This is a genomic window from Streptomyces spinosisporus, from assembly GCF_022698145.1.
GTDB lineage: Bacteria > Actinomycetota > Actinomycetes > Streptomycetales > Streptomycetaceae > Streptomyces > Streptomyces spinosisporus.
On record NZ_JALDAX010000030.1, the window covers coordinates 1 to 24,461 of the forward strand.

The window sequence follows — 24,461 nt, forward strand, 5'->3', positions numbered from 1 at the left end:
CATGCCGTTCGTCTGGTACCGCATCGCGCTCGGCATCGTCATCATCGCCCTGGTCACGGCGGGCGCACTGAGCCCGCACGCGGCGGAGTCCGCGAGCTGAGCGCTCAACGCCCTTGCGGGAGGCGCGAGTTCAGGGTCCTGGTGGCCACGGCCGGTGAAATCCGTGACCCATCACATACGGTCTGGGTAGCCGTCCGGTAGCGCACTGTCAGCCCTTCCCCCTAGGCTTGTGCCATGTCCCCCGACTCCATGCCCCCTGGTTCCGTACGCTTACGGTCGGCCGCCGAGGTGAACGAGCAGATCCGCGCCCTGTGGATGCGCGCGGGCGGCACCCTGTCGGCCCAAGAGCGCGCGGAGTACGAGCTGTTGGTGGTCGAGTGGGCGGCCGCGATCCGCGCCGACGTCATCGAGGCGGCGTGACCGCGTCCCGCACGAGTTCGTACGAGCGCAGACGGTCGGCCAGGGCGTAGACCGGCGTCACCAGCATCAGTTCGTCCGCCCCGGTCGTCTCGACCAGATCCGCCAGCCGCCCGGCGACCGTGTCGGGTGTGCCGTGTGCCTGCTGCGCGCGGAAGGCCGTCAGCGCCTGCGCCTCCTCCGGGGTGAACGTGTGGGTCGCCGCCTCCCGCGGAGTGGGAAAGGGAAAGTCGCCCCGCCCTTTCAGCAGCCCGGCCTTGACCACGTCCATCGGACCCGCGAGCCAGGCCGCCTCCTTCTGCGTCTCGGCGCACACCGTCTCCACGCAGACCAGCACACGCGGGCGCTCGCACCAGCGCGAGGGGACGAAGTGCTCGCGGTAGTGCGCGAGTCCGGCGAGGGTGTTGTCGGGACGGATGTGATGCGCGAAGGCGAGCGGCAGGCCGAGCTCCGCGGCGAGCCCCGCACCGGCCGTGCTCGACGCCAGCAGCCACGGCTCGGGGAGCGTGCCGAGCGCGACCTCGTCCACCAGGAAGCGCAGGATCGCCGACACGTCCCCGCGGTACTCCTCGTCGGTCGTCGGTCCGGCACCCCGGCGAAGGGCCCGTGCCGTCGGCTCGTCGAAGGTGCCCGGGCCCCGTCCGATGCCCAGGTCGATCCGGTCCGGGTGCAGTGCGGCCAGGGTGCCGAACTGCTCCGCCAGCATGATCGGCGCGTGGTTGGGGGCGAGTACGCCACCGGACCCCACCCGCAGAGAGGACGTCGACGCCGCCGCGTGCGCGCACAGGACCACCGGGGGAAACGCCCCGATGGCCGGCGAGTGGTGGTGCTCGGCGTACCAGAGCCGCCGGTGACCGAGGTCCTCGATGCGCCGGGCGAACTCAATGGTGTCCCGTAGCGTGTCCACGGCCGGGGCGCCCGACTGGACCATGGCCACTTCGAGCGCGCTGAGCGGGGTGGTGATCATTCGGCCAGTATAGGAAGCGCTCACCCGCGTCCCGGTGGTGAGGCCTGCGAACGACGGCCGCGGACACGGAAGTTGGGTTGTTGCCGTACACCTCTTGGCCCCGCACGCCCCATGCCCAACACTTGGCCGATGACCCAGCGCGTGCAGCTCGCGACCGTGATGGACCGGCTGGCCGTCGACGAAGTCGTCACCGACTACGCGGCGGCCGTGGACGACGGCGACTGGGAGGCATACCAGCGGCTGTTCACGCCCGACGGACGGGCGGACTACCGCTCGGCCGGCGGCGTCGAGGGAAGCGCCCGCGAGATCGCCGCCTGGCTCGCCGAGAACCTGCGCCTCTTCCCGATGCGCCAGCATCTGATCGTCAACCGCCGGGTGCGGTTCGAGACCCTGGACCAGGACACCGGCGACACCGCGCGCGTGCGGGCCGACTACGTCAACCCGATGCGGTTCACCGCCGACGGCGCCGGAGCCGCCGCTCCCGACTTCGTGTGCGGCGGCCGCTACGCCTTCGGGCTGCTGCGGACCTACGACGGCTGGCGGCTCACCGAGGTCGTCGTACAGGAGAAGTGGCGGCGCCTGCCCGAGCCGGACGCCGCGCGTGTGACCGACTGATCACCGGTGGCTCTGTCCACGATCAGCGAAAACACGCACACTGGAGCTTCTGGCGGGTAGGGAGGCTCTCCATGAAGACCTTGGGTCACTGGCTCGCCTCGCCGTGGCGCCGCTCCGCGCTCGCCGCGCTGGCCGGCGCCCTGCCCGTGTTCGCCTTTCCCGCGCCCTCGCTGTGGTGGTTCGCCTATGTCGCGCTGGTCCCCTGGATCGTGCTGATCCGGACGGCACCGACCGGGAAACGGGCCGCCTACGACGGCTGGAGCGGCGGTTTCGGCTATCTGCTGGCGGTGCACCACTGGCTGCTGCCGAGCCTGCACGTGTTCATCTTCCTCATAGCCGTGCTCCTGGGCGCGCTGTGGGCCCCGTGGGGCTGGCTCGTACGGCGCTTTCTGGGCGGGATGCCCGGGCCGGGGCGCGGTCTCGCCGCCCTCGCCGTCCTGCCGTCGGGCTGGCTGATGGTCGAGCTGGTGCGCTCCTGGCAGGGCCTTGGCGGCCCCTGGGGCATGCTCGGCTCCAGTCAGTGGCAGGTGGAGCCCGCGCTGCGGCTCGCCTCGGTCGGCGGGGTGTGGCTGCTGAGCTTCCTGGTGGTGGCCGTCAACGTCTCGGTCGCCGTGCTGGTGTCGGTGCGCGAGTCGAGGGTTCCGGCGGTGGCGGGCCTCGTCGCGACGGCCGCCGCGACCTCGGCGGCCTGGGTGTGGTCGCCGCGCCCCGACGTCGACGGCCGGACGCGGATCGCCGTGGTGCAGCCGGGCGTCGTCGACGGTGCCGCGAGCGGTGACCGGCGCTTCGACCGCGAGGAGCGGCTGACCCGGCAACTCGTGGGCCGGGACGTCGATCTGATCGTCTGGGGTGAGAGCAGCGTCGGTTTCGACCTCGGCGACCGCCCGGACCTGGCGCGGCGGATCGCGGCGCTCTCCCGCGCGACGGGGGCCGACATCCTGGTCAACGTGGACGCCCGGCGCTCCGACAAGCCCGGTATCTACAAGAGTTCGGTGCTGGTCGGCCCCGGCGGCCCGACCGGCGACCGCTACGACAAGATGCGGCTGGTGCCGTTCGGCGAGTACGTCCCCTTCCGCTCGGTGCTCGGCTGGGCGACCTCGGTCGGCAAGGCGGCGGGCGAGGACCGCCGGCGCGGCACCGAGCAGGTCGTGATGGACGTGGGGCACGGGCTGAGCATCGGGCCGATGGTGTGCTTCGAGTCGGCATTCCCGGACATGAGCCGCCATCTCGCCGAGGACGGCGCGGACGTCCTCATAGCGCAGTCGGCGACGTCGACGTTCCAGCACAGCTGGGCGCCCGAGCAGCACGCCTCGCTCGCCGCGCTGCGCGCCGCCGAGACCGGCCGGCCCATGGTGCACGGGACGTTGACCGGCGTCTCGGCGGTGTACGGGCCGAGCGGGCAGCGGATCGGCTCCTGGCTCGGCACGGACGCGAGCAGCTCGCGGCTGTACGACATCCCGCTGGCGCACGGCACCACGCCGTACGTCCGCTACGGCGACTGGCCGGTGCAGCTCTCGCTGCTCGTCCTCGCCGGGTGGTGCGTCAGTGAAGGCGTGCGGGCCGTGCGGCTCAGGCGGCCCGGTCCAGCACCGCGCGTACCACCCGCTCGCACAGCTCATGAGTCGCCAGTGCGTCCCGGGCGCTGAGCACCTTGCCCGCGCCCACGGCGTCGAGGAAGGCCAGCACGGCCTGCTCGATGCCGCGCTGGCGGGCCACGGGCACCCAGTCGCCGCGCCGCCGCACGGTGGGCTGGCCCTTGTGGTCGATCACCTCGGCGAGGTTGAGCACCTGACGCTTGGTGTCCTGCCCCGACACCTCCAGGATCTCCTCCGTCGAGCCGCTGAGCCGGTTCATCACGCCCAGTGCGGTGAACCCGTCGCCGGACAGCTGCAGCACGATGTGGTGCAGCAGCCCGTCCTCGACGCGGGCGCGCACGGTCACGTCGTCGACCGGCCCGGGCACCAGGAAGCGCAGGGTGTCCACGACGTGGATGAAGTCGTCGAGGACCATGGTGCGCGGCTCCTCCGGCAGCCCGATCCGGTTCTTCTGCATGAGGATCAGCTCGCGCGGGTGGTCGGCGCACTGGGCGTAGCCGGGTGCGTGGCGCCGGTTGAAGCCGACGGCGAGCGAGATGCCGCGCTCCTCGGCGAGGGTCACCAGCCGCTCGGAGTCGGCGAGTTCGTAGGCGAGCGGCTTGTCGACGTAGGTCGGCACGCCCGCTTCCAGGAGCCGGGTCACGATCTCCGGGTGCACCGCGGTGGGCGCGTGCACGAAGGCGGCGTCCAGGTCCTGGGCGAGCAGCGCGTCCAGGGTGGCGTGCCGGTGGTCGACCGGGAGGTGCAGGCCGTCGCCGACCCGGTCGAGGGTCGCCGGTGTCCGGGTCTGCAGATGCAGTTCGATTCCGGGCAGGCCGCCGAGCACCGGGAGATAGGCCTTCTGCGCGATGTCGCCGAGTCCGATGCAGCCGACCTTCACGGGGTGGTCTCCTTCAGCGCTTGCCTGCCGGTGTGCTGCCGGAAGCATACGGCTGCTGCGGCGGACGCCAGCCGGCGACGGAGTCGAAGCTGCGCAGGAGGAGTTCGGGAACCGCCTGGGACAGCACGGCGATCGCGGTGTTCCGGACGGCGATCCCGGCGCGACCCGACATCAGGTTGAGGCGGGCGGCCCGGACCGACTGCCGTGCGATCGCGGTCGTACGGGGCAGCCGGGCCGCGCTGTAGGCGGCGAGATCGTCGTGGTGGTGGGCGAGCACGACCGCGTCCTCGACGGCCTGGCAGCCGCCCTGTCCGAGCATCGGCGGCATGGCGTGCGCGGCGTCCCCGAGCAGGGCCACCCGGCCGCTGTGGAGGGCGGGCAGTGGCTCGTCGAGATGGTGGACGTCGTGCCGCAGGACGTCCTCGGGGCGGGTGGCGGCGAGGATGGCGGGGACCGGGTCGTGCCAGTCGCCGAAGCGGCGCAGCAGTTCCGCCTTCTCGTCGTCCGGCGCCCGTTCACCGGCCGGGGCGAGGGCGGCCGCGTAGGCGTAGATCCGGCCGTCCTTGAGCGGCTGCGTGCCCCAGAGGCAGCCGCGGCCCCAGGTCTCGTGCGGGGCGAACTCGACGCCGGGCAGCGGGACGACGACCCGCCAGGTGGTGAAGCCCGAGTGGACGGGGCCGGGGTGCCGCGGGAAGAGGGAGCGGCGTACGGCGGAATGGATGCCGTCCGCGGCCACGACGAGTTCGGCCTCCCACTCGCCGTCGGGGGTGCTCACCCGGGCCGGCCGGTCGGCGTCGCCGGGGTCGGTGATCGTGGCGGCGGCCGAGGTGTGGACGGCGTCTGGCGGGATCCGGGCGGCGAGGCTGGTGACGAGGGTTGACCGGTGCAGCAGCACGAGCGGTCCGCCGAAGCGCTCGGCGGACGCGTCCGCGGTGGAGCGGGAGAGCCAGCGCCCGCGCGGGGTGCGCAGCCCCGCGTCGCCCTGCCAGGCGGCGAGGTCCCGGATCTCCTCGCCGACGCCGATGACGTCCAGCGCGCGCAGGGCGTTGGGCGCGAGCGAGATCCCGGCGCCGACCGGCTGCAGGGAGTCCGCCCGCTCCAGCACGGTGACCCGCAGGCCGCGCTGGTGCAGGGCCGCGGCCGCGGTCAGGCCGCCTATGCCGCCGCCGATCACGACGGCCCGCTTGGGGTGTGCCATGGGTCCTCCTTCGGTACGGCCCGCACGAGTCGGGGTTCCGGCCGGCTCGGGCAGTCGGTCACTACAGATGTAGTGTGCGCCTGCGTCGACTGTACTACAGGCGTAGTGCCCCAGGTAGGTTGGTCCGTATGTCGACCTCCTCCCCCGTGGGACCCCCGAGCGCCTCCCGCGCCGACCTCGTCGCGGACACCGCGCTCGCCCTGCTCGCCGAGCGCGGTATGCGCGGGCTCACGCACCGGGCGGTCGACGAGGCGGCCGGGCTCCCCCAGGGCTCCACGTCGAACCTCGCGCGAACGCGGCAGGCGCTTCTGGAGCTGGCGGTGCGCCGGCTGGCCGACCGTGAGGCGCGGGTGCTGGCGCTGCACGAGATGCCGGACCCGGCGGCCGGGCTCGCCGGACTGGTGGACGCGCTGGCCCTCGCCACCCACCGCGCCCTGACCCGCAACCGCGAACTGACGCTCGCCCGCTACGAACTGGCCCTGGAGGCGACCCGCCGACCCGAGCTGCGCACGTACTTCGACGCGGCAGGCGCCCGCTTCCGCGATCAGCTCGCCGGCATGGTCACCGCGATGGGCTCGACCGATCCTGCCCGGCACGCCCTGTCGCTCGTGGCCTGGGCGGACGGCCTGATGTTCTCCTGCGTGGCGGGGTCCTTCAGCGCGGAGGTGCCGGGGCTGGGCGAGGTACGGGCCGGGTTGCAGGAGCTGCTGGACGGGATGCTCGGAAGGTGAGGGACCCTGGCTGTGAAATCGACTGGTGCGGGCAGGGCGGGCGGGACAGGATGCGGGGATGACCACCGAGCGCCGTGAACCCGCCACCACCGCCGACGAACGCACCATGCTGGAGGGCTGGCTCGACTACCACCGGCAGACCCTGGCCTGGAAATGCGAGGGCCTGAGCGACGAACAGCTGCGGACCCCCTCCGTGGCACCCTCCACCCTCTCGCTCATGGGCCTGGTGCGGCACATGGCCGAGGTGGAGCGAAGCTGGTTCCGCCGGGTCCTGGCGAACGAGCCGGACGAGCAGGCCGGGCCCATCTACTACGGCGACGACGACCCGGACGGCGAGTTCCGTCTCACCGAGGCGGACACCTGGGCGCAGGCGTACGCCACCTGGCAGGCCGAGATCGAGGCCGCGCGCGGCCATGCCGCCCGCTTCGCCCTGGACGACCTGTCCGCGGGCAAGCACCGGCGCACCGGTGAGCGCTTCAACCTGCGGTGGATCTACACCCACATGATCGAGGAGTACGCGCGCCACAACGGCCACGCCGACCTGCTGCGCGAACGCATCGACGGCGCCACCGGCGACTGACGTCACCCGCGCCACCCGCACGGCCTCCGTACGGGGCGGGAGATCACCCGTGCGGGGCATCCTCCGCCCGTCCGCTGTCCCCCGGGCCACCGGACCCGTCATCGTGGCGCGCGTGCATCGAACGACGACCACCGCAACACTCCTGGTCACCGTGGCCGTCTCGGCCCTCACCGGCTGCGTGACCATCCAGCGTCCACCGGCATCCGTGCCGCCCCGCCCCTCCTCTGCACACCCGGACGGCGACGCCGGCCCACAGATCGTCCAGGCACCGGCCCGCGAGGCACTGGAGATGATCGGCCCGTCCCGCCGCGCGGAGCCGAAACCACGTAATCACCAGCACCGGACGCCGACAGCGACAGCGGCCCCTGCCGAACGGAGACCCGCACCTCGACCGAGCGAGCGCCCCCACCCACGAGCGACGCCTCCGGCGGCGGAGCCGCAGCGGCAGCCGCGCGTCGACATCCCGGATCTGACCAAGGGGACGGACCTCTGCGCCCTCGGCAGACAGTACGGCGGCTGGCGGGCCGACAGCCCGGAGGCGGCCATCTGCGAGCAGACGTACGGGCGTTGAGGCGGGCACAGGCGTCGGGGCCGGCGCAGCCGAAGGAGCTAACGCCCCTGTCGTGGCGGCCCCCAGTCGCCCTCCCCCGCCGGGCCGTCCGCGGCGAGACGCAGTTCCATGCGGGTGATGGCCGCCCGTACCCCGTCGCCGTAGCTGTCGTCCGCCAGGGCGTCGACTGCGCTGCGGGCCCGGTGCGCGTGGGTGCGGGCGGCGGTGCGGTGGCCGAGTCTGACGTAGTCGGCTGCCAGGTTCAGATGGAGCGAGGGGTAGAGCGCACGTACCGCGAGTGCGCCGTCGTGCTCGGTGAGGCGGTCGCCGGTGAGCTCCTCCGCGGCCGTCAACGCCCGCAGGTCCCAGGCGAGTTCGTCCGCCGGGTCGTCCTGGGTGTCGGCCATGTAGTGGGCAAGGGTGCAGCGGTGCAGTGGATCGCCGTCCTCCCCGATCTCCGCCCAGAGCTGCAGGAAGCGGTGCCGGGCCTCCTCACGGTCACCGGCGTGATGGAGCATGACCACCTGCCCGATCCGCGTCATCACGGCATCCGGCGCCGTCTGCTCCTGTCCCTGGGCCACCGCGTCCTCCGCACACTCACCGGCTGCTCGCCTGTCCCGGTCGACGCTAACCGCAGCCCGCGTCAATCCCGGTCAGGCGGCACCGGGCCGGTGCACCCGAGGACCGGCCCGGCGGCAGCCTCACCCCACGTTCGGAATCATCCGACCGGTCGGCAGCCTCACCCCAGGTTCGGGATCGTCCAGTCGATCGGCTGGTGGCCCTGGCGCGCGACCGCCTCGTTGATCTGGGTGAAGGGGCGGGAGCCGAAGAACCTCTTCGCGGACAGGGGGGAGGGGTGTGCGCCCTTGACCACCGCGTGCCGGGTCTCGTCGATCAGGGGGAGCTTCTTCTGTGCGTAGTTGCCCCACAGCACGAAGACGGCCGGGTCGGGGCGCTCGGCGACAGCCCGGATCACCGCGTCGGTGAACTTCTCCCACCCCTTGCCCTTGTGCGAGTTGGCCTCGCCCGAGCGGACCGTCAGGACCGCGTTGAGCAGCAGCACGCCCTGCCGGGCCCACGGCATCAGATAGCCGTTGTCCGGGATCGGGGTGCCCAGCTCCTCCCGCATCTCCTTGTAGATGTTGCGCAGCGAGGGCGGGGTCTTCACGCCGGGACGGACGGAGAAGCACAGACCGTGGCCCTGGCCCTCGCCGTGGTACGGGTCCTGGCCGAGGATCAGGACCTTCACCCCGTCGTACGGCGTGGCGTCCAGCGCGGCGAAGACCTCCTCACGCGGAGGGTAGACGGGACCCTTCGCCCGCTCCTCCTCCACGAAGTCCGTGAGCTCCTTGAAGTAGGGCTGCTGCAGCTCGTCGCCCAGGACCCCGCGCCAGGACTCGGGCAGCATGGCGATGTCGGTCACGTCAACGTCCTTATGTCGTGCGGTCACTTCAGGTCTCAGAACCTACAGGCGACCACTGACAACGGCCCCGGCTCCGCGAACCACGCCACCTACCAGCTGGTCTTGCGGTACAGCTCCCACATCAGCATGATCGTCGACGGGTCCAGCGCCTGCTGCGCGCCGGAGATGTCGTCGCTCGCCGCCACGTACTGCTTGCCCTGCCAGAGCGGCAGCAGCCGGGCGTCGTTGACGAGGATCTGCTGGGCCTGCTCGAAGTCGGAGACCACGTTGGCGCGGTCGCTCTCGCCGCGCGAGCGGGGCAGCAGCACACCGGTGATCTCGGGCGCGGGATACGGCGTGCCCAGCGCGTTCTGCTTGCCGACGAACGGCGCGATGAAGTTGTCGGGGTCCGGGAAGTCGGGGAACCAGCCACGCCCGAACACCGGGTACTCGCCCTTCTGGTAGCCCGTCACATACGTCTTCCAGGGGCGGCTCTTGAGCGTGATCGTGAACAGCCCCGATGCCTCCAGCTGACGCTTGATCTCCTCGAACTCCAGCTTCGTGGAGGATCCGTAGCGGTCGGTGGTGTACCAGAGGGTGAGCGGGACGCGCTCGGTGATGCCGGCCTCGGTGAGGATCCTGCGCGCCTTGTCGGTGCTCGGGCTGCCGAAGTCGTCGAAGAAGTCGGTCGTGTGCCCGGTCAGCCCCTTGGGGACCATGGAGTACAGCGGCTCGACGGTGTCCTTGTAGACCTTGTGCGCGATCGCCCCGCGGTCGATGATCTGCGCGACCGCCTTGCGGACGGCGGGCTTCGAGGCCCAGGAGTCCTTCGGGTTGAACACCAGGTAGTTGATCTCGACGCCGGCTCCCTCGTTGATCTGGAGGGCGCCGTCGGAGTTGTGCTTCTGCAGGTTGACGATGTCGTCGGCGTTCAGACCGCGGAAGGCGACGTCGATGTCCTGGCGCTTCAGCGCGGACACCATGGTGGACGAGTCCTGGAAGTAGCGGATGGTCACCGCGTTGTTCTCGCGCCGGGCGTAGCCCTTGTAGTTGCCGTTCTTGGCGAGCTCGGCCTTCTTGCCCTCCTCGTAGGCCTGGAGCGTGTACGGCCCGGAGCCATAGACCTTGTCGTCCTTGCGCAGGGAGTCGGCCGGGTACTCCTCGGGGTCGACGATCGACATCGCCGGTGTCGCGAGCACGAACGGGAACGTCGCGTCGGGCTTGTTGAGGTGGAAGACGACCTCCCTGTCGCCGGTCACCTGCACCCGGTCGAGGCTGCCGAGCAGTCCGGCGGGCCCGCCGTTGACGTTGATCTTCCGGATCCGGTCGATCGAGTACTTGACGGCTCTGGCGTCCAGCGTGTGCCCGTCGGAGAACTTCAGGCCCGAACGCAGCTGACAGGTGTACGTCGTGTTGGAGCTGTCGGAGAAGCGGCAGGTGTCGGCCGCGTCCGGCTGGGGCGTGGTCGCCCCCGAGGGGTAGCTGAGGAGCGTCTGGTAGATGTTGCGGAAGAGTTCCCAGGACTGGTCCCAGGAGGCGGCGGGGTCCAGCGTGCTGGGGGCGCTGGTCGTGCCCACCACGATGGGTCCCTTGTCGTCGGACGAGTCCGACGAGAGGATGCCGCATCCGGCCACCAGCGACGAGACGGACGCCATGGCAGCCAGTTGCCACAGGCCTCGGTTCCGGTTGAACACGCGCTCGCTCCTCGATCTGCCGTACCAAGGGTCGGCAGACGATACCGCAGCGAACCGGTAGTTGAACCCGCTTTGTACAAGGCCCTTGATCAGGTCATTCATGACGACGTTGTCATCCGCCTGTGCCGCCTCTGTGGCATGACAAGAGCGCCGTTTCCGTCAAGGAAACGGCGCTCTCGGGTATCTGATCGTTACGGCTGCGACGGCTGGTTTCAGCCAACGCCGGCGTTCAGGAAGATCCCGCCGTCGACGACGAGCGTCTGACCGGTGACCCAGTCGGCCTGCTCGGAGGTGAGGAACGCGGCGGCGCCGCCGATGTCGGACGGGACGCCGAGCCGCGCGAGCGGGTAGGCGGCGGCCGCCTCCTCCTCGCGGCCCTCGTACAACGCCTGCGCGAACTTGGTCTTCACGACGGCCGGCGCGATCGCGTTGACCCGCACCTTGGGCGCGAACTCGTGCGCGAGCTGCTGGGTCAGGTTGATCAGCGCGGCCTTGCTGACGCCGTAGGCGGCGATGAACGGCGAGGGCGCGATGCCCGCCACCGAGGCGATGTTGACGATCGCCCCGCCGTTGTCCTTCTGCCAGGCGTGCCAGGTCTTCTGGGCGAAGCCGAGCGCGGAGATCACATTGGTCTCGAAGACCTTGCGCGCCACGTTCAGGTCGAGGTCGGCGATCGGGCCGAACACCGGGTTGGTACCGGCGTTGTTGACCAGGAAGTCGAGGCGGCCGAAGGCCTCCATGGTGCGCTCGACGGCCTCGCTCTGGTGGTCCAGGTCGTGTGCCTTGCCGGGGATGGCGATGACGCGCTCGGCGCCGAGCTTGTCGACGGCCTCCTTCAGTGCGTCCTCGTTGCGGCCGGTGATGGCCACGCGGTCGCCGCGGGCGACGAGCGCCTCGGCGACGCCGTAGCCGATGCCGCGGCTGGCGCCCGTGACGAGGGCGGCCTTGCCGGAGAGTGCGGGCAGTTCAGTCATGGCTGGGAGTTCTCCTAGTCGAGCGGTCCGCCGGCGACGTACAGCACCTGGCCGGAGACGAAGCCGGCCGCCTCGCCGGTGAAGAAGGCGATGGCGTTGGCGATGTCGTCCGGCTCGCCGACCCGCGCCACCGGGATCTGGGTGGCGGCCGCGGCCTTGAAGTCCTCGAAGCCCATGCCGACGCGCTCGGCGGTGGCCTTGGTCATCTCGGTGGCGATGAAGCCGGGCGCGACGGCATTGGCGGTGATGCCGAACTTGCCGAGCTCCTTGGCGAGGGTCTTGGTGAAGCCCTGCAGACCGGCCTTGGCGGCCGAGTAGTTGACCTGGCCGCGGTTGCCGAGCGCCGAGGAGGAGGACAGGTTGACGATGCGGCCGAAGCCGGCGTCGACCATGTGCTTCTGGCAGGCCCTGGTCATCAGGAAGGCGCCGCGCAGGTGCACGTTCATGACGGTGTCCCAGTCGGAGGCACTCATCTTGAACAGCAGGTTGTCGCGCAGCACGCCCGCGTTGTTGACCAGGATGGTCGGTGCGCCGAGCTCGTCGGCCACGCGTGCGACGGCGGCCTCGACCTGCGCCTCGTCGGACACGTCGGCGCCGACCGCGAGGGCCCTGCCGCCCGCCGCGGTGATCTTCTCCACGGTGTCCTTGCAGGCTCCCTCGTCGAGGTCGATCACGGCGACCGCGTGGCCCTCGGCGGCCAGCCGTACGGCGGTGGCGGCGCCGATGCCGCGCGCTCCGCCGGTGACGACCGCGACCCGCTGCTCAGTGGTGGACATTGCTGCTTCTCCTCGCCCTCGAGAAAGTACGCCCGCCGGAAAGTACGTCCGTACGCACCGCACCCGCTTGGGTGAGCGACCGCTTAGTACCTTCGGCAGACGTGACGCTAGAAGGCCTGGCACTCGGTGTCAACGGCACATGGTGCGGGTGTGATCCATTACCTCACCAGCAGGTCGAGCAACCGCTGCGTCTCGGCCGCCGGATCGGCGGTGAGCCCAGTGTGCACCGGTCCGGGCTGTACGACCGTGGAGCGCGGCGCGATCAGCCAGCGAAAGCGCCGTCCGGCGTCGTCGCCCGCGGCCTGGCCGGCCGCCTCTCCGCCGCCGCAGACCCGCTCGACGGCCCCCAGGGCGGCGCGGATGCCGGCGACGTCCGCGGCCGGGTCGAGGGCGAGCAGCCGGGCCTCGTCGAGATGGGTGCGGGCGCCGACGTAGGCCTGCGCACGGCAGTAGACGAGCACGCCGGCGTTGATGCACTCGCCGCGCTCCACGCGGGGCACGACCCGCAGCAGGGCGTACTCGTACACGTCCCGGTCGCCGCCCTGGCCGCCGCGGATGATGTGCCGCTCCACCACGGAACCGGCCATGTGGATGTGGCGCTCGCTCATGTGCCCTCCTCGATTCCGGTGACGCGCTCGTGGACGGCGGCGGCCCGGGCGAGCAGCGGCCGGGCGTAGGCCCGTCTGAGGTCGTCCGGGGTGTCGAATCCGGGTTCGCCCACGAGCCAGGCGTCCGGGACCTGGGCGGTGACCTCGGCCAGCAGTTCCTCGGTGACCCGGGGCGCGAGATCCGCCGCGGCGCCCGCGACGTCGGGGCGGAAGCGGGCGAGGGCGTGGTCGGAGGCGTCGTAGGAACGGGTCGCGGAGGCGTCGGCGCCGGGCCAGTTGTGGTGCCAGATCATGGTGGCGCCGTGGTCGATGAGCCACAGGTCGCCCTGGCTCATCAGGAGGTTGGGGTTGCGCCAGGAGCGGTCGACGTTGTTCACCAGCGCGTCGAACCAGACGATCCGGCCGGCCTCCTCACCGCTCACCTCGAAGGCGAGCGGGTCGAAGCCGAGGGCGCCCGAGAGGAAGTCCATGCCGAGGTTGGTGCCGCCGCTGGACCGCAGCAGGTCCTGCACCTGCTGCTCCGGCTCGCCGAGGCCCAGCACCGCGTCCAGGCCGATCGTCACGAGTCCCGGCACCCTGAGGCCCAGCCGGCGGGCGAGCTCAGCGCAGATCACCTCGGCGACCAGCGTCTTGCGGCCCTGTCCGGCGCCGGTGAACTTCATGACGTACGTCCCGAGGTCGTCGGCCTCGACGAGCCCCGGCAGCGATCCGCCCTCGCGCAGCGGCGCGATGTAGCGGGTCGCGATCACTTCCTTGAGCATCGCCCCAGGTTACTGGGGCACCGGCGGTCGCCGGACGTGCGGTGCGCCGACATCGACAGCAAAGCGACAGCGCGGCTTTACCCACCTGTGGACGCGACCTTGACAAGCTCTCGACGTCGGCTGAACAACCCGTGGCAACCGGCCGTACCCCTGTACAGATCAACGACGCTTGCAAGGAAGGGAACGTCAGCATGACCAGCGAATCAATTCCCCCCACCCCGGCACCCGCCCGCCGCACGGTCGTGGCGGCGGTGGGCGCGGCGGGACTCGCCGTCGCGCTGACCGCGTGCGGATCCTCCGACGACAGCTCGTCGGGCAGTTCCGACACCCAGGCCGGCGACAACGCGTCGACCGGCGGCGACACCGGATCGGGCAGCAGCGCCTCCTCCGGCTCGGGCGGGGGCAGCGCGCTCGCCAAGACCTCCGACATCCCCGAGGGCGGCGGGAAGATCTTCAAGGACCCGGCCGTGGTGGTCACCCAGCCCGCCGCGGGGACCTTCAAGGCCTTCTCGACGAAGTGCCCCCACCAGGGCTGCGCGGTGTCCAGCATCGCGAACGGCGCCATCGTCTGCCCCTGCCACGGCAGCCAGTTCTCGGTCGAGGACGGCAGTGTGAAGAAGGGTCCGGCGACCACCGGCCTCACCGCCCAGAACGTGACCGTCAGCGGGGACTCGATCACCCTGGCGTGACCCGGGGCCGCTCGAAGCAGCCGAGCACCTCGTCCGTGGTCGCGACCGTGGCGACCAATGCGAGGGTGTTGCGGATCATCGCGGGGGTGTAGTCGGAGGGCACCCCCGCGACGGCGTCCGAGGGCACGACGGCGGTGTAGCCGCGGTTCACGGCGTCGAAGACGGCGTTGGGGATCGCCACGTTGGCCGAGACACCGGTCACGACGAGCGTGCGGCAGCCCAGGTTGCGCAGCAGCGCGTCGACGTCGGTGCCCTGGATCGGCGACAGCCCGTGCAGTCGCCGTACGACGAAGTCCTCCTCGGTGACCTCGATCGGAGCGGCGACCCGTACCGCCGAGGTGCCCGACAGCTGCTGGACCGGGAGGCGTTCGGCGGCGCGGAACAGGCGTGCGTTGCGGTTCGCGCCGCGGCCGTCGGGACGGCGCTCGGCGATCGCGTGGACGACCTGGATCCCGCCCTCGTGCGCGGCGGCGACCAGCCGCGCGACGTTGGCGAGGGCGCCCGAGGAGCGTGCCTCCTCGGCCAGTTCGGGCAGCGCGCTGTCCGGGCCGACCACGCCCTGCTGGCACTCGACGGTCAACAGCACGGTGGAGTCGGGATCGAGGAGTGCGCTGAGCTGTTCGTACGACGGCACGGGTCCCCCTCGTCGGCGGTGGTCCGGGCGGGCGAGGGTAACGGTCATCGCGTACGGACGGAAGGTCATTGCGTACGGACGCAAGACGACTCATCCTTTTCTGACGTGATGTCAGAGGATCTCTCCTCTGGCACGACGTGAGAGAAGAGGGGGCCGCATGACCGCAACGCAGCGACGGGGCCGGAAGATCATGATGACGCCCGGTGAGCTGGACGATTTCCTCGCCACGCAGCGCACCTGCCGGGTGGCGACCGTGTCGGCGAACGGTGCGCCGCACGTGAGCACGCTGTGGTTCGCCTGGGACGGCAAGTCGATCTGGCTGTACTCCGTGATGCGCAGCAAGCGCTGGGCCGACCTGCGCCGCGATCCCCGGGTCGCGATCGTGGTCGACACGGGCGAGGAGTACGGCGAGCTGCGCGGTGTCGAGCTGTCCGGATCCGTGGAGTTCGTGGGCGAGTTCCCGCGCACCGGGGAGCTGTGCGCCGAACTCGACTTCCCCGAGACGCTGTTCGCCCGCAAGAACTTCGGCCTGGACGAGATGCCCTACGACGGCCGGCACGCCTGGATACGGCTCACCCCGGAGAAGATCGTGTCCTGGGACTTCCGCAAGCTGGGCGGCGTCTGACTCAGCCCACCTTGCGCGCCGCGTCCTGCAGCGCCCGGACCGCCGCCCTGATCGACGGGCGGCGGTCGGCGTCCGCGCGCCAGACGACGTACACATGCCGGCGTACGCGCTGGACGAGGGGGACGGTGACGACGCCCGCGGGCATGGGGTGACGGCCCAGCAGGGGTGCGATGCAGACGCCCAACCCGGCTGCGACCAGGCCCATTTGGGTGTGGGTCTCGGCGGCGCGGTGGCCGACGATGGGCTCGACGCCGCGCGAGCGGAGCGTGAACATCAGCCACTCGTGGCAGAACTCGCCCTCGCCCCAGGTGATCCACTCGTCCTCGGCGAACTCCCCGAGGTCCACCTCATCGCGTCCGGCGAGCCGGTGCCGGGACGGCATCGCCACGTCCGCGGGGTCGTCCAGGAGCGCGGCCTTCACCAGCCCCTCGGGCAGCGGCATCGGCTTGTTGTACCAGTCGAGCACCACCGCGAGGTCGAGGTCGCCGCGGACCACTCCGGCGATGCCGGCCGCGGGTTCCAGCTCGCTGGAGCGCACCCGCAGCGCCGGGTGCTCGGCGCGCAGGTCGGCGAGCGCGGTGGGGAACAGGCCACGTGCGGCGGTCGGGAACGCCGAGAGCCTGAGCTCGCCGACCACCTGGCCGCGGTGCGCCTCCAGGTCGGACTGCGCGAGCTCGACCTGCGAGAGGATGCGGGTCGCGTGCTCGGCGAGCAGCCGGCCCGCGTCCGTGAGCCGCACCCCCCGACCGTTCTTGGCCAGCAGCTGCTGGCCGACCTCCCGCTCCAGCTTGGCCATCTGCTGGGAGACCGCCGACGTCGTGACATGCAGCCCCTCGGCGGCACCGCTGACCGAGCCGTGCCGGGCCAGGGCGTCGAGGGTGCGCAGCCGCTCCAGATTCAACATGTAAGCAATCCTACGAGGTACCCATAGAAAATTCTCGATTGTGCTACGCGATGAGCCGAAGCATTCTTGTCGACGTGACCACTGCGACCACACCCCGGACCCCTGTACGCGTCCCCGCGCGCCGCGCCGCCCTCGACTGGCGTCTGCGCTTCGGCGCCCTCTCGCTGATCTGGGGCTTCAGCTTCCTGCTCATCAAGGTCGGCACGCACGGGTACGCGCCCTTCCAGGTCACCCTGGGGCGCCTGGCGTTCGGCACGGCCGTGCTGGCCGCGGCGATGCTGGTCAAGCGGGAGCGGCTGCCGCGCGGAGTGCGGCTGTGGGGGCATCTGACGGTGGCGGCGTTCCTGCTGAACGCGCTGCCGTTCTCGCTGTTCGCCTACTCCGAGCTGACGATCCCGTCGACGCTGGCGGGCATCTGCAACGCCACCTCGCCCCTGTGGGGCATGGCACTGTCGCTGGTCGCGCTGTCGGAGGACCGGCCGACCCGGGTCCGGGTCGCGGGGCTGGGGATCGGGTTCCTCGGCGTGCTGACCGTGCTCGGCGCGTGGGAGGGCTTCAGCGGTCTGGACGCCAGGGGCACGACGATGGCGCTGCTCGCCTCCCTGAGCTATCCCGTCGGCTGGATCTACGTCCGCAGGACCCTGGCGGGCAGCGGGTACTCCCATCTGTCCATGACCGGGGCGCAGTTGCTGCTCGCCACCGTGCAACTGGCCGTCGTGACCCCGTTGTTCACCTCTTTCCCGACCCACTTCTCCGTCGTGCCGCTGCTCGCGATCGCCGCACTGGGAGCCCTGGGCACCGGCCTGGCGGTGCTCCTCCAGTACGGCCTGGTCGCCGAAGTCGGTCCGACCACCGCGCAGATGGTCACGTACTTCATCCCCGTCATCGCCACGGCGGCGGGGGTGGCCATTCTCGGGGAGACGCTGCGGTGGTCGACCCCTGTCGGGGCAGTGGTCGTTCTGGCGGGGGCGGCGCTGACGCAGGTGCGGCGGGGAGGTCGTGCGTAGCGGGTGGCGGGGGGGCAGGTCCGGGGCTACACGTAACTGCTGTTCGCCGACGGTTAGGCGTAACTCCTGTTGGGCGTGGGCCTCATGGCACCCGCGATCGCGTCCGCCAAGGGGGGCACCTCGTCCGGCGCGAGGGTCGCGACCGTGATGCGGATGCCCGGGCGTGCGCTGTGGCGGAAGCGGGCGCCGGGGGCCACCGCCCAGCCGGCGTGCAGGAGGCGGGAGACGGCGCCCGTCTCGTCGGGGACCGGGATCCAGACGTTCAGGCCAGTACGGCCGTGGGCCTCGATGCCGCGCTGCGCGAGCGCGGCGATCAGAAGGTCACGGCGCTCGCGGTAGGCGGCCGCCACCTCCTGGGTGTCCAGGGCGTCATCGGCCCACAGACGCACCACGGCCCGCTGGATGATGCGGCTGACCCAGCCGGGGCCGAGGCGGTGCCGGCCCGTCACCCGGTCGACGGTGGTGGTGTCGCCCGTGAGGACGGCGAGGCGCAGATCGGGGCCGTAGGCCTTGGCGACCGAGCGGACGAAGGCCCAGTGGCGGGTGCCGCCGGCCAGGGGGTGCAGGGGCAGGTCGACGATGCCGTGGCCGTGGTCGTCCTCGATCAGGAGGATCTCCGGGTGCTCGTGGAGCACGGCGCGCAGGGCACGCGCGCGCGTGGCGGTCACGGCGGCTCCGGTCGGGTTCTGGGCGCGGTCGGTGACGATCAGGGCGCGGGCGCCGCGCGCGAGGGCTCGTCGTACGTCGTCGGGGAGCGGCCCCTCGTCGTCCACGCCCACCGGGGCGGTGCGCAGTCCGAGCGCCGGGACGAGGTCGAGCAGGCTGCCCCAGCCGGGGTCCTCCACGGCGACGGTGTCCCCCGGCTTGAGATGCGCGGCGAGCACGCGCTCGATGGCGTCCAGCGAGCCGGACGCGACGGTCAGGGGGCCGTCCGGCACCCCGTCGGCGTCCAGTGCCGCGCGCGCCGTCCTCGCCAACTCCGGCTCCACCAGGGCGTCTCCGTACAGCACGGGCTCCTGGTCGGCCTGCTCGCCCGCGGCCGCGAACACCTTCGCCAGCGAGGGCAGCAGTGCCGGGTCGGGGTTGCCGTTCGCCACGTCCCGCACGCCCTCCGGCACGTCCATCCGGACGTACTCGCGCCCCGTGGTGGCCGGCTTGGGCCGCACCCTGCTCCCCCGCCGCCCGGACGTCTCGATGACCCCGCGCTCCCGCAGGATCCGGTACGCGGACGCGACCGTGTTGGCATTCACGCCCAGCTCGGCGGCCAACTCGCGCATGGGGGGCAGCAGTTGGCCCGGTTCCAGCTCGCCCGAGCCCACCGCGCGCTCGACGCTGCCCGCGATGTCCGCAGCGCGCCGGCCCTCGATCCGATATCCTCCTAGCACAAAGCAGATTATGCACTAGTGCAATATGGACCGCAACGCGATGGAGATCGTCATGCAGGGGACCGCGCAGCAGCCCACGCCGCCCGCCGCCTACACGCCGACCGACCGCACCGTTCCCACCCGCTCCCCGGAGAGGGCGTCGTACGACAGGGAACTGGTGCACTCGATACTCGACGAGGGCTACGTCTGCCATCTCGGCTTCGTCCGCGACGGACGGCCGGTGGTGCTGCCCACGCTGTACGGCCGGGTCGGTGAGCGGCTCTATGTGCACGGCTCGACGGGGTCACGCCCGCTGCGGATGACCGGCGGGGCAGACCCCGGTCTTCCGGTGTGCCTGACGGTGACGCACATCGACGCGCTGGTCCTGGCCCGCTCGGCCTTCCACCACTCGATCAACTACCGCTCCGTGGTGGTGCACGGCATCGCCCACGACGTGACGGACCCTGAGGAGAAGCGCGCCGCCCTGGACGCGCTGGTCGACCATGTCGTGCCGGGCCGCGCGGCCGACAGCCGCCCCCCGAACAAGAAGGAACTCGCGGCCACCGCCGTGATCCGCCTCGACCTGAACGAGATCTCCGCCAAGCTCCGCACGGGCGGCGTGAACGACGAGCCCGAGGACCTCGCCCTGCCGCACTGGGCGGGCCTCGTCCCCCTGCGCAAGGGCTACGAAGCCCCGGTACCCGACACCGACCTGACCCCCGGCACCCGGCTTCCCGAGTATCTGGCGGTGCCGTGACGGGCGACGGCGAGGAGCCTGTCCTCAGCGCTGACGTTCGGGTGCTGCGACCCGAAGCACGTGGGATGTGATGTCGACGGTCGATGTGCAGCGGGTCTGGAAGCCGTCCGTGACGGACCGTTGGGCCGGGCGCCGCTCTCTGTGGTGGACCGTCGGCCCGGCGGGCGAGCTGGCCGTCCTGCTGGTCCATCGGCGGTACCTCCGCCGAAGCCGCTCCGTGAAGGGCTGGGTGGGATGGGGGCCGCAGATCCCCTTCGATGCGGTGCTCGTGACGCGCCTGGCGGACGGGTCGCTGCGACGTCGTCCGATCAGGGACGTCCCGGTCAGGCCGAGCCACATCGCGCTTCTCCCGGAGGCCCGACTTCTCATCGCGAGCGGTCGAACGCGCAAGGAGGAGTCGGGGGTGTGGAGCCCGAACGCCGTGGTGATCTCTCTGGAAAGCGGTGACCAGGAGGCCGCTTTCTGCATCGGCGACGACATCCCTGCGTTGGTGACCGATTCCGGGGGTTCGATCTGGACGGCTTACGGAGACGAAGGCATCTACGGAGGGCATCCGGAGTCTGCGGCCGGTCTCGCCGGCTGGAGTGCCGAGGGTCGGGCGACCTGGGCTCCGGGAGCCGGCCTTCCTGACGCGCCTTTGCAGGGATGCACCGCCGCCACCGAGGGGGACCAGGTCTGGCTGATCTGGTATTCCGGCGGTGGCCGGGCAGGCACGTTCTTGACGCGGATCACCCCGTCGACCGGTGAGGTGACGAGTTGGCCGAGCCCCGTACCCAACCCGGACGGGTTCGCCGTACGCGACCGTCGAGCGGTCCTGACCAAGCGCGTCCACAACCAGAGGGCGACCGAAGTGGTGCGAGCCGAGTTGGACGGTGACACCTGGAGTGTGACCGAGCGGCGCACGATCCGAGTCCCCGGACGGGTGGTCATGCGCTGCGGTCAGGGTCGCGACGGTGTCCTTTGGCTTCGCACCGGCGACACGTGGCTCCGCATCGAGGCCTGACGGCGGCCGATCCGGGGCGGGGCAAGGGCCCCGCCCCCCGGTTCACGCCAGGACCGGTTTCTCTGTTGTCGTGCCGCGGGCTTCCGTCAGCGTCAGGCCCGCGACCGAGCCCAGCATCAGGAGAGTGCCCACGAGGGTTGTCGTGGTGAGCCGTTCGCCCAGGAGGACGATCGCGAGGACCGCCGCGCCGACCGGCTCCAGGAGCATGATCACGGAGACGGTGGCGGAGCGGACGACGGCCGCGCCCGCGAAGTACAGGGCGTAGGCCAGGGCCGTGGGGATGGCCGCGATGTAGGCCATCAGCCAGAGCACATGGACGGGCTGGGCCGTGTGCGGAACGAGCCCGTCGGACAGGGCGAACGGGAACAGGCACAGGCTGGTGACCGCGAACGCGCCCACCGACGTACCCCCCGCGTCCGCTTCGCCGTTACGCCCCCACCAGCGGGTCAGCAGCGTCATCACGCAGTACCCGGCCGCGGACAGCAGCCCCAGCAGCACGCCCCACGGGCGTACGGACGCCCCTCCGCCGCCCAGCACGAGTACGGCAAGACCGGCCAGCGCTCCGACGACGGCGGCGATGCCGCCCCGGCCGAGCCGCTCCCCCAGCGTCATACGGGCGCCGAGCGCGATGAGCACGGGACCGGCGCCGAGGGTGACCACGGTGGCCACGGCGAGCCCGGTGGCGGCGACGGCCGCGAAGTAGGCCGTCTGGAAGACGGCGAGCCCCACACCCGTGGCGAGGACCCGCAGCGCGCGGCGCCGCAGCGGTTCGGACACGGCGGCTCGGGGGCGCCTGCGCAGCAGACGGGCGGCGAGCAGCAGGACGAGGCCTGCCGCGCAGCGCCAGAAGGAGAGGGTGACGGCGCCCATGTCACTGGTCCGGTAGACCAGGGAGGCGGCCGCGCCCGCGGTGCCCCAGGCGGCACCGGCGATGATCAGAAAGAGCAGGCCTCGCCCGACGGGCAGGCCGAAAGCAGCTTGCGACACGAATGTCTCCGCAGAAGTTCGGAAGTGGGCCCGGGATCGACCGGGCCGTGGACTGCTTCTGCGGGCAGCACCGTTCAGCCCGGCCGGTGGCCGGGCGTCGTTCCGGAGGGCGCCCGCCTCAGGCGGCGGGGGGCGGAAGAACGAGCGTCGACGGCATGAACGGCACTCTAGGCAGCCCTCTCACGGGACGACAACTGCGTTTCCGGGCCGCCGCTCGCCACCGGCTCCGCGGAGCCCTTGGCGGGCGCCGACGACTGGGCGATGAACGCGCCCACCAGGACGACGAACCCGCCGACGATCTGCGGCGCCGACAGGTGTTCGCCGAGCAGCACCCAGGCCAGGACGGTCGCGATGACCGCTTCGAGGCAGGCGACGACGCCCGCGACCTGCGGTGAGAGCCGGCGCACCGAGACCACGCCGGTGACGTAGGCGAGGACGGTGGCGACGAGCACGATCCAGGCCAGCAGCAGGACGGCGGCGACGGGGGTGCCGTTCATGCGGGCGGTGCCCGTCAGCACCGACCAGTCCATGGTCCAGGGGCGGGCCACCGCGGTCAGTACGACGGCGCCGATCAGCAGCCCGTAGGCGATGACGCCGAGCGGGTCGGGCGCCGCGTCGCCGGCGTCGCTGCCCTGGTCGGACAGGACGAAGTAGCCGACCTGGCAGCAGGCCGCGCCGAGAGCGAGCAGCAGGCCGAGGGCGTCGAAGCTCAGCCCCGACCAGACCTCGACGACGCAGGCGAGGCCGCCGGCCGCGAGGACCACGCCGAGCGCGGCCGCGCGGGTCACCGGACGCCGCTGCACGAACCGGACCCAGCCGAGGACGAGGGCGGGCGCGAGGTACTCGACGAGCAGCGCGACACCGACGGGGATGCGGGAGATCGCGGCGAAGTAGCAGGCCTGCACCCCGGCCACGGCCAGCAGTCCGAAGCCGGCGAGCAGCGCCGGGCGGCGCAGCAGCAGCGCACGGTGGCGTACGGCGACCGGCAGCATCACCAGGGCCGCGCCCGCCACCCGCAGCCACACCACGTGGAGCGGGTCGAGGCCCGCTTCGATCAGTGGCTTCGCCGCGACCCCGGACCCGCCGAAGGCCACCGCGGACCCGAGGGCGAGCCCCAGCCCGACCCCTCTGCCACTCCCGGCCCTGCCTACCTGCCGGCTCTCAGACGTATGCACCGGCACATGATGACAGCCAACGACAGGAGCGTCATCCCCGTTGACACCTGTCTCAACGACTGGACCACCGCCGCGCCACCCGCTCCTCGACGCGCGCGACCACCACCTCGATCGCAATACCCGCCCGACCGAGCACCTCCACAGCACGGGCCTGCGGATCGGCGACGAGGCAGGCCAAAAGGTCGATGCCGCGGGCGGGTCCGGTGCCGCGAGTGGCGGCGCGTTCGGTGGTGTGGTCCATGGCCGCGGCGGCCAGCGGGGAGAAGCCGTCGGACTCCGCCATCACGGGTACCGCGCCGGAGTCCTCGACCGAGCCCTGCCAGCGCAGGCCGTAGCCGATGCTGCGCTGCACGAGATAGCCGAGCAGCCGGGCGATCTCGGGGCCGTCGTCGAAGACGGAACGCACCTCGGGGTCGTGCTCCAGCAGGGAGTGCAGCAGATGGGCCGTGTCGATCTGCCGGTCCCCGTCCCGGACGGCCCGGCGGCGGGCACCCAGGACCACGGCCGCCAGCTCGTCGGTGAGCCCGGCATCGCCGTCCGCGCGAGGGCCGAGGGCCTGCTCGCCGACCGCCTGCCGGGGGATACGGGGTTGCACATCCCCTACCCCATCAACCACTTCGCCTGCGGTCATCCCCGACGGGAAGCATCTTCGCGTCCCACACAGAGTGGACCCGGCGGGCCCAAATCTCCTCCTTACGGATGAGATCAGGCCGTTTTACCCGCAGGGGCGTGCGCCGCCTTGCCTCGCGCCTCGAACGCAACCAGGGTGCCCCGTCGCACGTCCCATGGGATGCATGGAGACGGAGACCAGGTCCTGGCTGGTGTCGCTGCCGGCCGTCGACGGCAAGCAGTACGTGTACCGGGTGTACGCCCCGGAGGACGCACTGCCCGCCGACCTGTTCTGGGACGCCTGGCACTGCCACGACGAGAGCGCACTCCCGCGAGCGTGGGACGTCTTCGACGCGGCGGTGATATGGCAGGTCGCGTGAGCGCCGCGCGAGCGAGTCGCCCCGAGCACCCGGGAGACGCTCACATCTTCTGACGGTTCATAAGTATTGAATGTTCCGGGCCGTGCGGCTACTTTCCGCGACACCGTAGCCCGACAGAAGAGGTGGTCGCATGGCCGAGGTCAGCGCGGAGGCCCGTATCGAGGCACCCGCCGAGAAGGTGTGGGCGCAGCTCACGGACTGGTCCGCGTACGGCGAGTGGAACGCGACCCACACCAGCTTCCCCGAGGGCGGTCCCCAGAGCCTCGAAACGGGCGGGACCTACCAGGAGAACATGAAGCTCATGGGCTTCCCGGCGGAGGTCGAGTGGACCATCGACGAGCTGGAGCCGGCCCGGGTGTTCGCCACCCGCGGCAAGGGCCCGATGGCGGTGAGCCTGGTCAACCGCTACACACTGACCCCCGACGGCGACGCCACGACGGTCCGCATCGACAGCGAGTTCACGGGCGCGGCGGTGTCGCTGATGGCGGGCAAGCTCAAGGACTCGGCGACGGCGGCGCTCAACGAGTCGCTGCGCAAGCTGGCCGGACTGGTGACCTGAAGGACCGGGCGCCGATACGA

The 24,461-nt window shown here is 71.6% G+C and carries 29 protein-coding genes and 1 pseudogene; 14 read left to right on the forward strand and 16 right to left on the reverse strand.

Annotated features, from left to right (window positions below; all coding sequences use genetic code 11):
- Positions 1–100: pseudogene (locus tag MQN93_RS41345) on the forward strand (undecaprenyl-diphosphatase); the annotation flags it as partial.
- Between the two features lie 134 nt (positions 101–234).
- Positions 235–420 (forward strand): hypothetical protein, encoded by a 186-nt coding sequence (locus tag MQN93_RS41350; RefSeq protein WP_242713552.1) that lies wholly within the window; start codon positions 235–237, stop codon positions 418–420.
- On the opposite strand, the gene MQN93_RS41355 is transcribed toward MQN93_RS41350, so the two are convergent.
- Positions 404–1,384, reverse strand: coding sequence for an LLM class flavin-dependent oxidoreductase (locus tag MQN93_RS41355; RefSeq protein ID WP_242713553.1), 981 nt, complete (start codon positions 1,382–1,384; stop codon positions 404–406). The two genes, MQN93_RS41350 and MQN93_RS41355, sit on opposite strands and share 17 nt — an antisense overlap.
- A 129-nt stretch (positions 1,385–1,513) precedes the next feature.
- Between MQN93_RS41355 and MQN93_RS41360 the strand changes: the two genes are divergently transcribed.
- Together MQN93_RS41360 and lnt are read left to right on the forward strand one after the other, a co-directional pair.
- The gene (locus MQN93_RS41360; RefSeq protein ID WP_037781572.1) at positions 1,514–1,999 is read left to right on the forward strand and encodes a nuclear transport factor 2 family protein; all 486 of its coding nucleotides are present in this window, start codon (positions 1,514–1,516) and stop codon (positions 1,997–1,999) included.
- Positions 2,000–2,070: 71 nt separating this feature from the next.
- Positions 2,071–3,645: an apolipoprotein N-acyltransferase gene (gene lnt / locus MQN93_RS41365; protein WP_242713554.1), complete on the forward strand. Its 1,575-nt coding sequence runs from the start codon at positions 2,071–2,073 to the stop codon at positions 3,643–3,645.
- Here the strand turns inward: lnt and MQN93_RS41370 are convergent.
- Together MQN93_RS41370 and MQN93_RS41375 are read right to left on the reverse strand one after the other, a co-directional pair.
- A complete protein-coding gene (locus tag MQN93_RS41370) occupies positions 3,569–4,474 on the reverse strand; it encodes a Gfo/Idh/MocA family protein (protein WP_242713555.1) in 906 nt (301 codons plus the stop codon). The two genes, lnt and MQN93_RS41370, sit on opposite strands and share 77 nt — an antisense overlap.
- 13 nt (positions 4,475–4,487) lie before the next feature.
- Entirely contained in the window at positions 4,488–5,672 is a 1,185-nt protein-coding gene (locus MQN93_RS41375) for an FAD-dependent monooxygenase (protein ID WP_242713556.1), read from the reverse strand.
- 128 nt (positions 5,673–5,800) lie between these two features.
- On the opposite strand from MQN93_RS41375, the gene MQN93_RS41380 reads away from it, so the two are divergent.
- The 3 genes from MQN93_RS41380 to MQN93_RS41390 all read left to right on the forward strand — a co-directional run bounded on the left by MQN93_RS41380 (position 5,801) and on the right by MQN93_RS41390 (position 7,554).
- Positions 5,801–6,403 (forward strand): TetR/AcrR family transcriptional regulator, encoded by a 603-nt coding sequence (locus MQN93_RS41380; RefSeq protein WP_242713557.1) that lies wholly within the window; start codon positions 5,801–5,803, stop codon positions 6,401–6,403.
- A 58-nt stretch (positions 6,404–6,461) separates the two neighbouring features.
- Positions 6,462–6,983: a DinB family protein gene (locus MQN93_RS41385; protein ID WP_016434057.1), complete on the forward strand. Its 522-nt coding sequence runs from the start codon at positions 6,462–6,464 to the stop codon at positions 6,981–6,983.
- A gap of 112 nt (positions 6,984–7,095) precedes the next feature.
- Positions 7,096–7,554, forward strand: a complete 459-nt coding sequence (locus MQN93_RS41390; RefSeq protein WP_372504534.1) for a hypothetical protein — start codon at positions 7,096–7,098, stop codon at positions 7,552–7,554.
- Positions 7,555–7,592: 38 nt separating this feature from the next.
- Here the strand turns inward: MQN93_RS41390 and MQN93_RS41395 are convergent, their stop codons facing one another.
- The 7 genes from MQN93_RS41395 to MQN93_RS41425 form a co-directional block, all read right to left on the reverse strand.
- Positions 7,593–8,114 carry a hypothetical protein gene (locus MQN93_RS41395; protein ID WP_016434058.1) on the reverse strand — a complete coding sequence of 174 codons (522 nt, stop codon included), beginning with the start codon at positions 8,112–8,114 and terminating at the stop codon, positions 7,593–7,595.
- Between the two features lie 158 nt (positions 8,115–8,272).
- Positions 8,273–8,956: a uracil-DNA glycosylase gene (locus tag MQN93_RS41400; RefSeq protein ID WP_016434059.1), complete on the reverse strand. Its 684-nt coding sequence runs from the start codon at positions 8,954–8,956 to the stop codon at positions 8,273–8,275.
- Positions 8,957–9,045: 89 nt separating this feature from the next.
- Complete coding sequence (locus tag MQN93_RS41405; protein WP_242713558.1) at positions 9,046–10,629, reverse strand: ABC transporter substrate-binding protein; 1,584 nt, start codon at positions 10,627–10,629, stop codon at positions 9,046–9,048.
- A 212-nt stretch (positions 10,630–10,841) separates the two neighbouring features.
- On the reverse strand, positions 10,842–11,603 hold the full coding sequence (locus MQN93_RS41410) for an SDR family oxidoreductase (protein ID WP_016434061.1): 762 nt from the start codon (positions 11,601–11,603) through the stop codon (positions 10,842–10,844).
- A gap of 14 nt (positions 11,604–11,617) precedes the next feature.
- Positions 11,618–12,379, reverse strand: a complete 762-nt coding sequence (fabG, locus tag MQN93_RS41415; RefSeq protein WP_016434062.1) for a 3-oxoacyl-ACP reductase FabG — start codon at positions 12,377–12,379, stop codon at positions 11,618–11,620.
- A 158-nt stretch (positions 12,380–12,537) separates the two neighbouring features.
- Positions 12,538–12,987: a DUF3037 domain-containing protein gene (locus MQN93_RS41420; protein WP_016434063.1), complete on the reverse strand. Its 450-nt coding sequence runs from the start codon at positions 12,985–12,987 to the stop codon at positions 12,538–12,540.
- Positions 12,984–13,748 (reverse strand): HipA family kinase, encoded by a 765-nt coding sequence (locus MQN93_RS41425; RefSeq protein ID WP_242713559.1) that lies wholly within the window; start codon positions 13,746–13,748, stop codon positions 12,984–12,986. The genes MQN93_RS41420 and MQN93_RS41425 overlap by 4 nt, the downstream gene beginning before the upstream one ends.
- A 191-nt stretch (positions 13,749–13,939) precedes the next feature.
- Here MQN93_RS41425 and MQN93_RS41430 point away from each other — a divergent pair, with 191 nt between their 5' ends.
- Positions 13,940–14,437, forward strand: coding sequence for a Rieske (2Fe-2S) protein (locus tag MQN93_RS41430; protein ID WP_016434065.1), 498 nt, complete (start codon positions 13,940–13,942; stop codon positions 14,435–14,437).
- On the opposite strand, the gene MQN93_RS41435 is transcribed toward MQN93_RS41430, so the two are convergent.
- Positions 14,424–15,071, reverse strand: a complete 648-nt coding sequence (locus tag MQN93_RS41435) for a cysteine hydrolase family protein (protein WP_016434066.1) — start codon at positions 15,069–15,071, stop codon at positions 14,424–14,426. The genes MQN93_RS41430 and MQN93_RS41435 overlap by 14 nt on opposite strands.
- 157 nt (positions 15,072–15,228) lie before the next feature.
- Between MQN93_RS41435 and MQN93_RS41440 the strand changes: the two genes are divergently transcribed.
- Positions 15,229–15,696: a pyridoxamine 5'-phosphate oxidase family protein gene (locus tag MQN93_RS41440; RefSeq protein ID WP_016434067.1), complete on the forward strand. Its 468-nt coding sequence runs from the start codon at positions 15,229–15,231 to the stop codon at positions 15,694–15,696.
- Position 15,697: 1 nt separating this feature from the next.
- Here MQN93_RS41440 and MQN93_RS41445 read toward each other — a convergent pair whose 3' ends face one another.
- Entirely contained in the window at positions 15,698–16,600 is a 903-nt protein-coding gene (locus tag MQN93_RS41445; RefSeq protein ID WP_016434068.1) for a LysR family transcriptional regulator, read from the reverse strand.
- A gap of 50 nt (positions 16,601–16,650) precedes the next feature.
- Here MQN93_RS41445 and MQN93_RS41450 point away from each other — a divergent pair, with 50 nt between their 5' ends.
- Positions 16,651–17,607 (forward strand): DMT family transporter, encoded by a 957-nt coding sequence (locus MQN93_RS41450; protein WP_372504535.1) that lies wholly within the window; start codon positions 16,651–16,653, stop codon positions 17,605–17,607.
- Positions 17,608–17,660: 53 nt separating this feature from the next.
- Here the strand turns inward: MQN93_RS41450 and MQN93_RS41455 are convergent, their stop codons facing one another.
- A complete protein-coding gene (locus MQN93_RS41455; RefSeq protein ID WP_242713561.1) occupies positions 17,661–18,992 on the reverse strand; it encodes an aminotransferase class I/II-fold pyridoxal phosphate-dependent enzyme in 1,332 nt (443 codons plus the stop codon).
- Positions 18,993–19,044: 52 nt separating this feature from the next.
- Here MQN93_RS41455 and MQN93_RS41460 point away from each other — a divergent pair, with 52 nt between their 5' ends.
- Both MQN93_RS41460 and MQN93_RS41465 read left to right on the forward strand, forming a co-directional pair.
- On the forward strand, positions 19,045–19,728 hold the full coding sequence (locus MQN93_RS41460) for a pyridoxamine 5'-phosphate oxidase family protein (RefSeq protein WP_242713590.1): 684 nt from the start codon (positions 19,045–19,047) through the stop codon (positions 19,726–19,728).
- A gap of 70 nt (positions 19,729–19,798) precedes the next feature.
- Positions 19,799–20,731: a hypothetical protein gene (locus tag MQN93_RS41465; protein ID WP_242713562.1), complete on the forward strand. Its 933-nt coding sequence runs from the start codon at positions 19,799–19,801 to the stop codon at positions 20,729–20,731.
- Positions 20,732–20,773: 42 nt separating this feature from the next.
- On the opposite strand, the gene MQN93_RS41470 is transcribed toward MQN93_RS41465, so the two are convergent.
- The 3 genes from MQN93_RS41470 to MQN93_RS41480 all read right to left on the reverse strand — a co-directional run bounded on the left by MQN93_RS41470 (position 20,774) and on the right by MQN93_RS41480 (position 23,488).
- A complete protein-coding gene (locus MQN93_RS41470) occupies positions 20,774–21,718 on the reverse strand; it encodes a DMT family transporter (RefSeq protein ID WP_242713563.1) in 945 nt (314 codons plus the stop codon).
- 167 nt (positions 21,719–21,885) lie between these two features.
- The gene (locus MQN93_RS41475) at positions 21,886–22,899 is read right to left on the reverse strand and encodes an EamA family transporter (protein WP_242713564.1); all 1,014 of its coding nucleotides are present in this window, start codon (positions 22,897–22,899) and stop codon (positions 21,886–21,888) included.
- A gap of 46 nt (positions 22,900–22,945) precedes the next feature.
- Positions 22,946–23,488: a Clp protease N-terminal domain-containing protein gene (locus tag MQN93_RS41480; RefSeq protein WP_242713565.1), complete on the reverse strand. Its 543-nt coding sequence runs from the start codon at positions 23,486–23,488 to the stop codon at positions 22,946–22,948.
- Positions 23,489–23,678: 190 nt separating this feature from the next.
- Here MQN93_RS41480 and MQN93_RS41485 point away from each other — a divergent pair, with 190 nt between their 5' ends.
- Both MQN93_RS41485 and MQN93_RS41490 read left to right on the forward strand, forming a co-directional pair.
- Positions 23,679–23,882, forward strand: a complete 204-nt coding sequence (locus MQN93_RS41485; RefSeq protein ID WP_242713566.1) for a hypothetical protein — start codon at positions 23,679–23,681, stop codon at positions 23,880–23,882.
- Between the two features lie 130 nt (positions 23,883–24,012).
- On the forward strand, positions 24,013–24,441 hold the full coding sequence (locus MQN93_RS41490; protein WP_242713567.1) for a type II toxin-antitoxin system Rv0910 family toxin: 429 nt from the start codon (positions 24,013–24,015) through the stop codon (positions 24,439–24,441).
- The last annotated feature ends 20 nt before the right edge of the window (positions 24,442–24,461 follow it).